Here is a 276-nt window from a genome sequence, read left to right on the forward strand (position 1 = left end):
GGCATTTCCTCGCGGCATGGCGCGCACCACGTCGCCCAGAGATTGACCAGCAGTGTCTTGCCCTTAAAATCGCCGAGAGTCATCTGCTTGCCGTCCGGGCCTGTGAAAGCAATATGCGAGACGGAAATCGGCTTTTCAGCGGCACGCATCGCCGCCACGCCCCCGGTCGCAGCTGTATCAAGTGCCTTAAGCTTATCCGCTTTCAACACGCATTGCGCCGAAGCTTCATCGCTTTCCGCTGAAACATTCGTCGAAACATTCTGGGCAACCACATTG

The 276-nt window shown here is 56.9% G+C and carries 1 protein-coding gene; it reads right to left on the reverse strand.

Translation table 11 applies throughout. The annotated features are described in order from the left end of the window. The coding region (locus SB822_RS56855) for a TlpA family protein disulfide reductase (RefSeq protein ID WP_410859071.1) at window positions 1-276 on the reverse strand (276 nt) is incomplete at both ends.

Source organism: Paraburkholderia sp. SIMBA_054 (genome assembly GCF_046534875.1).
Classification (GTDB): Bacteria; Pseudomonadota; Gammaproteobacteria; order Burkholderiales; family Burkholderiaceae; genus Paraburkholderia; species Paraburkholderia hospita.